This window comes from Paenibacillus sp. UMB7766-LJ446 (genome assembly GCF_030226665.1).
Lineage (GTDB): Bacteria > Bacillota > Bacilli > Paenibacillales > Paenibacillaceae > Paenibacillus > Paenibacillus vandeheii.
Window position 1 is genome coordinate 58152 of the sequence record NZ_JASOYM010000002.1, and the last position, 12320, is coordinate 70471.

At 44.9% G+C, this 12320-nt stretch carries 12 protein-coding genes; 9 read left to right on the plus strand and 3 right to left on the minus strand.

The genetic code is table 11. The features are described 5' to 3' along the window. Positions 1–12 precede the first annotated feature (12 nt). The 6 genes from QP794_RS05265 (at position 13) to QP794_RS05290 (ending at position 6040) form a co-directional block, all read left to right on the plus strand. Complete coding sequence (locus QP794_RS05265; RefSeq protein WP_285075257.1) at positions 13–1119, plus strand: glycosyltransferase family protein; 1107 nt, start codon at positions 13–15, stop codon at positions 1117–1119. Next, on the plus strand, positions 1091–2266 hold the full coding sequence (locus QP794_RS05270; RefSeq protein WP_285075258.1) for a radical SAM protein: 1176 nt from the start codon (positions 1091–1093) through the stop codon (positions 2264–2266). Before QP794_RS05265 ends, QP794_RS05270 begins: the two co-directional genes overlap by 29 nt. Positions 2267–2326: 60 nt before the next feature. Next, entirely contained in the window at positions 2327–3310 is a 984-nt protein-coding gene (locus tag QP794_RS05275) for an ABC transporter ATP-binding protein (RefSeq protein ID WP_079349192.1), read from the plus strand. Next, complete coding sequence (locus QP794_RS05280) at positions 3307–4116, plus strand: ABC transporter permease (RefSeq protein WP_079349191.1); 810 nt, start codon at positions 3307–3309, stop codon at positions 4114–4116. Before QP794_RS05275 ends, QP794_RS05280 begins: the two co-directional genes overlap by 4 nt. A 24-nt stretch (positions 4117–4140) precedes the next feature. Beyond that, positions 4141–4932 carry an ABC transporter permease gene (locus QP794_RS05285; protein WP_285075259.1) on the plus strand — a complete coding sequence of 264 codons (792 nt, stop codon included), beginning with the start codon at positions 4141–4143 and terminating at the stop codon, positions 4930–4932. Between the two features lie 64 nt (positions 4933–4996). Continuing rightward, positions 4997–6040: a hypothetical protein gene (locus QP794_RS05290; RefSeq protein ID WP_285075260.1), complete on the plus strand. Its 1044-nt coding sequence runs from the start codon at positions 4997–4999 to the stop codon at positions 6038–6040. A gap of 85 nt (positions 6041–6125) precedes the next feature. Here QP794_RS05290 and nrdF read toward each other — a convergent pair whose 3' ends face one another. Genes nrdF through nrdI form a run of 3 tightly spaced genes read right to left on the minus strand, consistent with a single transcriptional unit; the run spans position 6126 to position 9561 of the window. After that, the gene (nrdF, locus tag QP794_RS05295) at positions 6126–7088 is read right to left on the minus strand and encodes a class 1b ribonucleoside-diphosphate reductase subunit beta (protein WP_285075261.1); all 963 of its coding nucleotides are present in this window, start codon (positions 7086–7088) and stop codon (positions 6126–6128) included. A 42-nt stretch (positions 7089–7130) separates the two neighbouring features. Beyond that, a complete protein-coding gene (gene nrdE, locus QP794_RS05300; RefSeq protein ID WP_285075262.1) occupies positions 7131–9215 on the minus strand; it encodes a class 1b ribonucleoside-diphosphate reductase subunit alpha in 2085 nt (694 codons plus the stop codon). Next, positions 9202–9561, minus strand: a complete 360-nt coding sequence (nrdI, locus tag QP794_RS05305; protein ID WP_024634092.1) for a class Ib ribonucleoside-diphosphate reductase assembly flavoprotein NrdI — start codon at positions 9559–9561, stop codon at positions 9202–9204. The genes nrdE and nrdI overlap by 14 nt, the downstream gene beginning before the upstream one ends. Positions 9562–9978: 417 nt before the next feature. Here nrdI and QP794_RS05310 point away from each other — a divergent pair, with 417 nt between their 5' ends. The 3 genes from QP794_RS05310 to QP794_RS05320 are packed head-to-tail and all read left to right on the plus strand — an operon-like array spanning position 9979 to position 12231. Next, positions 9979–10707 carry a response regulator transcription factor gene (locus QP794_RS05310; RefSeq protein WP_285075263.1) on the plus strand — a complete coding sequence of 243 codons (729 nt, stop codon included), beginning with the start codon at positions 9979–9981 and terminating at the stop codon, positions 10705–10707. A gap of 28 nt (positions 10708–10735) precedes the next feature. Beyond that, complete coding sequence (locus tag QP794_RS05315; protein WP_285075264.1) at positions 10736–11578, plus strand: sensor histidine kinase; 843 nt, start codon at positions 10736–10738, stop codon at positions 11576–11578. Next, the gene (locus tag QP794_RS05320) at positions 11578–12231 is read left to right on the plus strand and encodes a response regulator (protein ID WP_285075265.1); all 654 of its coding nucleotides are present in this window, start codon (positions 11578–11580) and stop codon (positions 12229–12231) included. The genes QP794_RS05315 and QP794_RS05320 overlap by 1 nt, the downstream gene beginning before the upstream one ends. Positions 12232–12320: the final 89 nt, after the last annotated feature.

Below are 12320 nucleotides of genomic sequence, written 5' to 3' on the forward strand. Positions count from 1 at the left end.
CGGAGGCTGCGCATGAATTCATCTTCGGTTACCCTGCTTGCGTCGGGGAATTCGCTTGGCGCATACATTCCGGCTATGCATCTGCACACGTACCTGCAAGGTAGAGGTGTCAGGACAGACGTTCACGTTCTGGAGAACCTGTACCATGATGAAATCAGGCGCAAGATTAATGCCACCAAAAAAGCATTTCATGCCGATTTTTCTGTTGCCCTTATGGGTCATAAATTGGCCAAGCCTGTTGACGCCTCATTGAATGAGGCGGAAGTCCAGCTACTGTTGGACACCTGGATACGCGACGGTGTATGTCGCTTTGCTGTGTTTACCGGTTTTTGGCTCCCGATCCTGGAGCGTTACAAAACGATGGCGCAGACGCCTCTGGATATTCAACTGATCCGGTTGGATGCATGCGATACACCATCGTTTAAGGTACACAAGTCCTTGTATCCCGACTACAATAACGTCTGGCTTTACGACGCTTCGAGGCTATCTCCAGACGGCTATATTGCTTCAGATGATATGGAACTCCTACCTTACGCACAGCGTTCGGGACGCATTCTGATCCATGGCGGCGGCTGGGGGATCGGGACGTACGCAGCAACGATCTCAGAGCTTCGTCAACTCGGTTATCCGTTGGATGTGATCGTGTATGATCCTTCCGAGGTGGAAGAGGACGATGGGAGCACACGCTACTTCGGAACAGATGTTTCATGGAACCCGTGGAGCAGAGATGCTCAGGGAAAGCATTCGTTTCCACCAATGAACCGATATGTGAGTGAAGATGGCATTCTTCGGGTCATTCCGCTCCGAGATTACTCTGTTTACACGGACCTGCTGCGTAATTGCGCTGCAATAATCAGCAAGCCGGGAGGAGCGTCACTGAACGACTCGCTGTCTTACGGAATCCCTTTTGTCATGTTGGAGCCGTTTGGCGAGCATGAGCTTCAGAATTCAAACTATTGGGAGTCCTGCGGTTTTGGTATCCGATTTGCAGAATGGAAAGCCCTAGATTACTCGGGACAACATCTGGAGGAAATGTACAGACGTTTGTTGGAACAGCGATCAAAAATCATCCATTTGGGGAGGAAAACGCATGCAGCCGAAAACAGCAGTTACGTTTGACCAGCAGACATTCCAAAATATGAAAAGGACCCTCGTTCCCTTAGCAGAAACGGGAAGGAAGCGCCGGGAAGACCCGACGTATGCCGCACCCGTGCCTTATGAGATCGGAATCAAGCTTAATAACGGCTGTAACCTGCGCTGCAAGCATTGTTTTGAATGGAACCCGGATGGTTTCCATCACGGCTTTGCTAGTGAAGTGAAGAGAGACGAGATTGAAATTCCCGTCGTGGAGAAACTATTGGCCGAAACGAGAGCACGCAAATCACGTGTATTCCTGTGGGGCGGAGAACCGCTATTCTACTCCAAGTTCGATGAACTGGCAGAACTGCTGGCTAAGGAAGATCGGCACACGACCATTTGTACGAACGCAATTCTCATTGAACAAAAGCTGGATTCTATTTTGAAAATGTCAAAGAATTTGGTCATGCTCGTCAGCCTGGAAGGCTTCGAGAAGGAGAATGACGCGATCCGGGGCAAAGGCACGTTCAAGAAAGTGATTCACGCCATACAGCTGCTGTTGGATCTGCAAAAGCAGGGCTTGTACAAAGGTAAAGTGTCCGTAGCTCTGACTGTAAATGACCAGATGGTCGACCAGCTGTATAACTTGATGGAATTCTTTGAAGAGATGGGCGTGGATTCCGTTTACTTCTGCTTCCCATGGTACATCCCTTCGGATACGGCGGAAAAAATGGACACCTACTTTGATGCCCACTTCCCGCATCTTGCCTCCCGCTTTGCAAGCGACCACAAGAACAGCTGGCACTCTTTCACGTTTCACATCTCGCCTGACCGTTTCGACACGTTAATCGAGGAATTTAAACGAGTCAATTCACGTGTGTGGAATGTACGTATCCGCTATCAACCTGCGCTGGAGCCCGAAGAGGTAGAAGGATTTATTCGCGGTAGTGAAAAGCCGGCGATGAATCGGACCAAGTGTTTCTCGATTTCGAACCGGATGGATGTAATGCCAGACGGTAAAGTCAATCCATGCAAATTTTTTCCGGAATTCAGTGTCGGTAATTTGTACGAAGAAAGTGTGGCAGATATTTTCCACGGTGAGGATTTGCGAAAACAGCGGGAGATTCTGGCCTGTGGTCTGACACCGATTTGTTCGAAATGCGTTCTTCTGTATAACAACGGAGTTTAATCGCTTTAACTTTCAGCCGCCCAATAAGGGAAAACATGCAATCATTCAGGAGGAGCGGGGATGGACTTTATCCGTGTGCGGGAACTGCACAAATCGTTCGTATATTACCGGAAAGAAGCTGGACTCAAACATTCTTTGAAAAACTTGTTTGCTCGCAAATCACTTGTGAAGGAAGCGGTTAAATCCGTTTCCTTCGATATCGGCCCCGGAGAGTGTGTTGGATTTCTGGGGCCAAACGGAGCAGGGAAAACCACGACGCTCAAAATGTTATCGGGCATTCTATATCCCACAAGCGGAAAGGCTGACGTACTTGGCTATGTACCTTGGGAGCGAAAGAACGAGTTCAAACGGCTTTTCTCCATTGTGATGGGCCAGAAAAATCAGCTTTGGTGGGACCTTCCTGCCAGTGACTCGATTTATTTGAACAAATGTATATATGACGTGGAGGATGAACTCTACCGTCGAAGTCTTGCCGAACTGTCGGAAATGCTTGATGTGCAAGACCTCCTGGATGTGCAGGTACGCAGGCTGTCCTTGGGTGAACGTATGAAAATGGAGCTGATCGCCGCTCTGATCCACCGACCGAAGCTGCTTTATCTCGACGAGCCGACGATCGGCCTGGATTTTCCCTCGCAGAAGAGGGTGCGGGAGTTTCTGAAATACTATAATGAGCAGTTTGGCGCGACAATCCTGTTGACGAGCCACTACATGAAGGATGTGGAGGACCTGTGCAAGCGGACGATTATCATTAACGAAGGAAGTCTTCTATATGACGGAGATCTTCACAAGATTAATGATCTGTTTGGTGAGCACAAAATTGTGAAATTGCGATTCTCGGAGCCAGTTGCCGAGCAGCGGTTGATCAAATTCGGGAAAGTAATCAGCTCAGACGATTACAGCGTTGTTTTGGAGCTGCCCAAACATCGCTTAAAAGAAGTGTCGCGCGCTGTGCTCGATTCGTTCCCGATTGTTGACTGGACGATTGAGGACGTGCCGATTGAGGAGAGTATCTCGATGCTCTACCAAAAGGAATCCGTCGGATGAATGGACGCAAATTGTATACGGCTGTTTTTTCGATGGGTGTGCAGCAATCGATGGAATACCGATTTCACTTCTTTCTCGGTCTTCTCGGAGCCGCGTTTCCGATTCTTGTTCAGTATTTTATATGGACAGCGGTGTACCAACATTCTGGCGAAGCAGCGCTGTTCTCGTATTCATACAATCAAATCATATTGTATACCATCTTGGCGGGCTTGGTATCCAAGCTGATCGCTACCCAGTTCGAGCACCAGATTGTCGATGATATCAAAAACGGCGGCCTCAACAAGTATTTGATCAAACCAGTCAGCTACTTCGGGTATCGGCTAGTATCCTTTTTCGGACAGAAGGCGATCTATTACGGAGTTACAGCTGTGCTGCTCGTTGGAATTATATGGATCGCATCTGCCGGGGGCGTGCTTGAGTTCCAGGTCATACGGCTGATCCTCTTCGTCGTCACACTGTCGGGGGCACTTTTGCTCAATTTCTTAATCTCCTACTGCATCTGCGCAAGCGCTTTTTATCTGAATGAAATCTCTTACTTTTTCGTCATTACGAGTCTACTCATCAATATTTTGAGTGGAGGCATGTTCCCGTTGGAGATTTTCGGGGATTCAATTGTGGAGGCACTTCAGTACACGCCATTTCCATATACTATTTATTTTCCAGTTAATGTCCTCAGCGGTAAGACGGAAATGGCGGCCATGTATCAGGGATTGCTCATCCAGTGCGGGTGGATACTCCTGTTCTTATGGCTATCCCGTCTAACGTGGCGGATATCCATGAAGAAATATTCGGCGGTTGGGGGGTAGCGGGCATTCCATATGTTTAGAACCATGAGAAAATACGCACATTTGTACGGCATGTTCATCAAAAATTGTCTCATTGCCCAGATGGAGTTTCGCGGCAATTTCATGATGAGCCTGCTGGTGGAATCCGTCTACCTGCTCGCCAAACTGTTATATGTGCTCGTCGTGTTCCGCACCGATCTTCACGTAGACGGCATACCGCCTGAAGGGCTGCTTCTATTTATAGGCATGCACACCGTGGTGACAGGAATTTACGTGGGGCTGTTTTTCACAAATTTCACGAAAATTCCGGAATATATTAAGGACGGCTCGCTTGATCTAATGCTAACGAAGCCGGTTTCTCTTCAATTTATGGCTTCCTTGCGTTATGTCGATCTGGCGCTGCCAATCCCTGATATTTTGGTTGGTTTCGTCATGATAGGTATTGGCTGGCATGCCATGGACATACCCCTGACATTTCTCCAGCTTGCCGGGTTTATGCTGCTGTTATTCGTCTCCGTTATCATCACATACTGTCTAATGATTATCCCTGCGCTGCTGTCATTTCGGTTCGTTCAGACGGGTTCTGCATCGGAGATCGCTCATTCCGCGTGGGATGCCAACAACTTTCCGATGGCGATATACCCGACTTGGGTCCGTCGGATCGGTACCTTTGTCATACCGCTGTTCCTGATTACCAATTTCGGACCGCTGTTCCTGCTGGGACAGCTCAGCTGGCTCTATACAGGACTGGCGCTGGTCGGTTCACTTATACTTTTCACAGCTGTACGATTGCTCTGGAAACAGGCCGTGAAGGGATATAGTAGTGCAAGCAGTTAAGCGGATTCTCGACATCAGGTAGAGTAGACGGGTAAAGTCTCAGAACTCAGAAGGGGGAGAAAGAATGGATGCTGTTCAGCTACCCGTGTTAAACCCGCCGCTTAAAGGATTCCTGCGGTGGGCTTACACACTTTCAATTACCAGTGCACATGAGGAAACGATTCCTTGGTATTACAGCAATTTCATTCAGTTATCCTGCAAGAAAACCTTTCTGGAGGATGGCAGACAGTTTTATATCGATTTCTTCCGGGGCAAGCCCAACGAATTGAATTTCAACAATCCATTTCTACTGACATGCTCTGTGAATTATACGATTCTGGAGCATTTGGCGCTGGACGTTTGGCCTCAATTTTTCGCGGATCAGATTCGCAGCGGTTATTATTGCGTCGTGTTTTTGGATGAAGCTCAGCTACCGCCAGCGGCGGCCTATCAGAAAGAACCGTTTCCTCATCATCTCTTTTTATACGGTTTTGATTGGGACAAACGTGTTTTTGATGCTTCCATGTTCGATCATACAGGAGTTTACCGCAATTTGCAGATTTCGTTCACAGACTTTCAGGATGCTATCCATTCCATGAGACATCTGCTGAGAGAGGGGCTCACCGCAGATCACCACACGTATTTTTACAAATACGAGCCGCATTCCCCTTATCCTTTTGATCGAATCGTAGCACTCGACCAGCTGCATGATTATCTGAACGGAGAGACCCATCTGAACCGCATTAATTACAATCCTGACGAAGAACAGGCTTTTGGCCTTGATGTCTATGACTATTTGCAAATGTACTATGATGCCGTAGAGAGCAATGATCCCCGGCTTGGTGAACGTAACGATGTGAGACATCTTCATGTACTCTGGGAGCACAAAAAAATGATGAACGAGCGGATTGGCTACTTGGTCGATGAGGGGATCATCCCTTACGACGAACAACTTGTGAATGGTTATCAGGATATAACTACAAGGGCAATGAAGTTAAGAGACCAATACATCCGACATGAAATACGTAAAGACAATGAAATATTTGCAAAGGTAAGGCTCCGATTGGAGCAATTTCGAAAGGAAGAGCCTGTTCTCCTGCAAAGACTGATTTCATTTCTCGAAGATTAAATAAAGAAGGCTATTCCTCTGTGGGGAACAGCCTTCTTTATTTATATTCATTGGCTACACGTAGTCATTGTAATCATGTAATGGTTTATTCAAACTTGAAATCATCATCCGTCAGAGGTTCCACATTCAGTGTGCGAATATAGCCGTTGCCTTTTTTAGAGAAAAAGTCATGCTGCTTAGTATGGGTACTGATTCCATTTAACACAATCGGGTTAACTTCCTCGTCTTCAAATAATGGTTCAAAACCGAGGTTCATCATCGCTTTGTTAGCGTTATAACGAAGGAAGGTTTCCACTTCTTCAGTCAAATGAATAGGGGTATATAATTCCTGCGTATATTGCAACTCATTTTGATGAAGAAGCTGTATTAAATCAACCAAACTTTGGTACACATCATTCCGCTGTGTTTCATCAAAGCTGGCGTATATTTCCTGGGCCAACACACCCACATATACACCATGAATACTTTCATCCCGCAGAATCAGATCAATGATCTCACCACTGCAGGTGAGTTTGCCTTGTCCAGCTAAATAGAGTGGATAGAAGAATCCGCTGTAAAACAAATAACTTTCCAAAAGTACGGAAGCGGCCATCGCCATATATAAATCTTTTGAAGTTTCAATGTTCATATAATACTGACGTATAACCGTCGCTTTGGTTTGCAGATATGGATTTTCTTCCACCCATTTAAATACACCGTCAATTTCTTCGGTTGATGCCAATGTGGTAAAAATACTGCTGTAGGATTTCGCATGAATCTGTTCCATCATCGCCATAAAGCTCAGTACGGCCTTGCGTTGCAGTCCATCCACATGCTCCATAATCTGCGGCATACCTACACCGCCCTGAATGGTATCCAGAAGCGTTAGACCTCCCAAAACTTTCATATAAGCGTCTTTTTCTGTATCACTGAGCATGCCCCAGGTCTTTTTATCATCGGATAAAGGAATCTCGTCATCGGTCCAAAATTGCATAATGTTCTGATTCCAGAACATGAGAGTGAAATCATCATCAGCCCGATTCCAGTTCACAGCTTGAATTGCCGGCATGTTATATCAAACTCCAATCGAATACCCAAAAGGGAAATTTGTTTATATTGAGCAAGCAATGCATTCTTCCATCGTTAGCTTGTTGGTTCTTGTATAATACAGAGATTTCAACCCCTTATGAGCAGCATACAGGTAGCAGCGAGCCAATTCTCGAGTGGATACATCACTGTTCACATGAAGAATTGTGGAGATTCCTTGGTCCACATGCGGCTGAATCTCCGCAATCAAATCGATCACTTTGAATTGATCCATCTGATACGCTGATTTGTAATAGAAGACGTTATCCTTTTGCAAATAGGGCATCGGATAATACGTGGTTGAATTGGCATAAGTTCGTGTCTCAATTTGTTCTACGATTGGCATTACACTGGATGTTGCATTTTGGATATAAGAGATGCTTGCTGTTGGAGCAATAGCCATGCGATAAGCATGATAGAGGCCATTTTCCATCACTTTAGATTTAAGCTGTTTCCAATCATCGGGCGAAGGAACATCAATTCCGTTAAACAATTGTTGTACTTTCGATGTGTTGGGACGGTAATCCGTGGTCATATAACGATCAAAATATACACCAGTCGCATAGTCGGACTTATCAAATCCATGGAACCGTTGGCCGGTTTGCATTGCAAACTCCATACTTTTCTCCAGAGAATGATAATTCATGGTCATAAAGAAGGTACGTACAAAATCCTTGGCTTCCGAGCTCTCATAAGCAATCCTGTTTTTGGCTAAATAACCGTGCAAATTCATGGCACCCAAACCAACGGAATGCATTTCGGAGTTGGCTTTGGCTACACCTGGAGCATTGGCAACATGCGTCATGTCGCTAACGGAGGTCAGTGCGATCATTCCCTCATGAACGGATTCCTTGATCTTGCCGCTCTCCATAACATTAACAATATTGAGGGAGGCCAGGTTGCAGCTAATATCTTTGCGGATAATATCCGGTTGACCATAGTCTGTAATTTCAGAAGTCTCCTGAAGTTGGAAGATCTCTGTGCAGAGATTGGACATTTTGACTTGTCCTACGTTTTTTAAGGCATGTGCTTGATTGGCATTGGTTTTATTAATGATATAGGGATAGCCGGATTCAAGTTGAATCATCGCTATTTTGGTCAGCATGTCCCGTGCACTCAACGATTTTTTCTTCTTCACACGGTCGTCAGCCAGTAAGGTATCATACATCACATCCAGATCCATATCATCCAAATGTGTTCCATACGCCTTATAGACACTATAAGGTGCGAAGAGATACAGGGGCTCATTATCTTGAGCCAGCTTATAAAAACGATTAGGGACAATAAGTCCGATAGAGAGAGTTTTTAGACGGATTTTCTCGTCCGCATTGATCTTTTTACTGTCCAGCAGTTCCATAACGTCCCAACCGAAAATATTATAGTATGCTGCGCCAGAACCCTTCCGTTGACCCATCTGATCGGCGTAGGAGAAACCATCCTCCATCAGCTTGAGAACAGGCGTAATGCCTTTAGCAGCACCTTCGACACCTTTAATGACTTCTCCGCGAGCACGCAACTTCGACAGGTTGACAGCCACTCCACCACCGATTTTGGATAACTGCATACAAGTGTTCAGTACATAGTTTATGGAGTTCAGTGAATCATCCATTTCAAGCAGGAAGCAAGAAACCAGTTCACCGCGCCGACTTTTTCCGGCATTCAGAAAAGTGGGGGTCGCGGGTTGAAGACGCTGCTCCATCATAGAACGAGACAGCAAACAAGCCGTATCAAAATGTCCTTGACCCAGATGAAGTGCTACGGCTGCGACTCGATCCGCATATTGTTCAAGGTATGTTTTTCGGTCATATGTTCTCAACGCATAATCGGTGTAGAACTTGGACGCTGCCATATAGGAAGGAAACTTATACTGATAGCCGCGTGTAATTTCGAATACGGTTCTAACTTCGTCGGTTGTATAGGAAGCATAGAAATCCTCGTAATAATCATGTTCAATCATGAATTGGACTTGTTCATCAATGTTGGCGTATACCATACTTTTATCTTTGATTTCTTTCATAAACTCCTCTACAGCCTCTTGATCCTTATGTAACTGGAAGAAGCCATCAGAGTTGCGCTTTAACAGCATGTTATTCAATTCAATATGACGCAATGCGGCTCACCTCCTGTTCAAAATACTCCACATCTCTTTTAGAACCAGATAATTCAAATTTACTGATAACCGGGACGTTGTAAGATGCAGATATCAGATCTGCACTTTTGGCAAAACGCTCACCCCAGTTACGGTTACCGCTGGCGGCCACGCCAATCAGGTATTCAGAGTTTTTTTGCAAAAAAGAAGACACCTTATCAGGTATCTGTCCAAAACCTGTTGTATATGTCACAAGTACGTACGGTTCATCAATCGTCATTTGATTCTGAATCTGAACAGCCGGCAGTTGAAGCTTGGAAATAAACCTCTTAACATTCCCGGTTATCGAATCATACACAATTAGCACTATCATATCCTCCTTGACAAATGAAAGGTGATCAAAAACAAACACTATATATAGATTATATTTTTAATTTTATATCAATATATAGCTTTGTCAAATGTATTTCGGTATCGATTTTGTGAAAAACCTGATGAATGGGCTCTATTACTAGGTTTAAAAAATTTGGGGCTTAGTAGATATCCATATTCGAAGCCATGATAATTGGTGCATGTGAGAATTGGGATTGACAGTGAGAATGGTTAAGGTTGCCGACGATGTCGTTACAGCTGTCTTACAGCAAGAAATAGCCTGAACATAATCGTTCATACATTGTCTACAATTCGAAAGTAGATTATCAAAAGGCATGGCTCTATGGAGTCATGCCTTTTAAGTATGATGAAGGTATGCTGATTACATATCATAAAGAAGTGGAGGTAAAACATGAACGGGACCCTGCCGCAACATAGAATATTAATTGTAGATGATGATGAACGGGTCCGAAGACTTCTTCGAATGTATTTGGAGAAAGAACAATTTATCATCGAAGAGGCTTCGTTGGGCTGGCAAGCCTTAAGTAAGCTTCATCAGGAGTCGTATGCCATGATCATTCTGGATTGGATTCTTCCCGATGTTAAGGGAATTGAAATATGCCATTACCTGCGGACAAACTTCAGCATACCCGTCATGTTTCTGACAGCCAAGTCAGAAGAAGGGAATCGGCTTGAAGCTTTCAAAGCAGGGGCGGATGACTTTGTGATGAAACCATTTAGTCCGAGGGAAGTGGTTCTCCGTATCAAAACCATAATGGCTCGTTATACCGGTGTGGTTGAGCCTGCGCCAAAAGATCATTCAGCGAGCGAGGTGCTGATTTCCTCCATTTTAATCAATCCAGCTTCCCGAAGGGTCACAATAAAAGATGAGGAAATTCATATGACGCCCAAAGAATTTGATTTGCTTTATCATCTGGCGACACACTCGGAAATAGCTTTCTCCAGGCAGGACCTGCTGAGAATTGTCTGGAAAGTGGAGCATGAGGAAGATCTGGATTATCGAACTGTAGATACTCATGTGAAACGGCTGCGTGACAAACTATCCGAGCATGTGCCGAATCGGGAAGAGTTGATTCAAACCCTGTGGGGATTTGGTTATATTCTTCGTTTGCCTCACTGATTCTTATCTGGATGTGTAGGAGGAGAAAATGTCTTACAAACAAATCAAGTGGATGATTCTGCTCATTCCTACCTTGACCGTTGGACTCTGGGAATATGTACGACATCAGTTTTTGCTCCCCTATATATCAATGGATCTGGGCAACTGGCTGACGCCTGTCATTGTATATGTTGTGAGCATAACGTTGTTAACTCGGCTATTTCTCATGTTGGAACGTATCCAAAAAGAGCTGGAGCATGAGCGTGAAGTCAAAGCCGCATTTGAATCTCGGGAAAAGATGGCCAAGGAACTTCATGATGGAATTGCGCAATCCCTTTTTTTATTATCGGTGAAGGTCGGACGTTTGGAGGAGCAAGCCAAGCAGGATCAACAGCTGGACGATGTGTATTCGATCAAAAAAACGGTTCATGAAGTCAATCGTTATGTGCGTCAGGCCATTGCAGATTTGCGTTATGATCCTAACGTTGATCAAGCCTTGACTATGAACGAATCGGTCACATGGATTGGTCAGATTCGAAGAATTTCCAAAGATATCCCTGTCCGAATTGAACTGGACTGGAGCATCCCGGAGGATGCATTTTCTGACAAAGAGAGAGTAGAACTGCTCGCTTGTATTCGGGAGGCTCTTTTTAATATTCAAAAGCATGCATCAGCATCCCAAGCATGGATTCAGGGAAACGGGTACAAGCAGTGCTGGAATATCACGATTCGAGATAATGGAAAAGGGTTTGAGATGAATCCTTTTGAACGAAAGGATCGATATGGATTAAAAATCATGCGAGAGCGGATGAATGAACTGAACTTTAATATGCAATTCCGAAGGGAAGAGGAGCATACCGTTGTCGAATTTTCAAAGGATGGTGAGATGTAATGAGCCATACTCGCGTACTTGTTGTGGACGATCACGCTCATGCGAGAGAAGCCATATGTGAAATTTTATCCATAGATCCCAGCTTCGAAGTGATTGGCGTCGTATCGGACGGTCAGCAGGCGATTGATTATACAGAACAGTGGCTTCCCGATCTGATCCTTATGGACATTCAGATGCCGATCCTGAACGGTCTGGAAGCAACACAACGGATCAAATTGGCCTTTCCTTATGTGAAGATTGTCATGATTACCGTCTCGGATGATGTACTTCACCTTTTGGAGGCGTTGAAGCGGGGAGCTCAGGGCTATCTTCTCAAAAACCTTGAACCGTCCATGTGGCTGGAATATCTTCATTCCATCGTTACAGAAGAAGCTCCTTTGAGCCGCGAGGTGGCTTACCAAATCCTGAAGGACGTCTCACTAACGGAGAAAAAAGAGCCTGATGTTCCATTAACCACAAGAGAAAAGGATATTCTATATGGTGTAGCTGCAGGATGGACCAACAAAGAAATCGCTGCAAATTATACGATCTCAGAGTATACCGTCAAGAATCACTTGAAAAACATTTTGCAAAAACTGCAGGTTCAAAATCGTGTTCAATTGACACGTTATGCATTGGAGCAAGGGCTTATTACAGACCATAATCGTCTGTAATAAGCTTTTTTTATTATATCCGGGCGTTCTTTCTGAGTAGTGGAATGTCATTCTTTTTGCTTTTAACTCCAACGGCCTCACAAATTGGA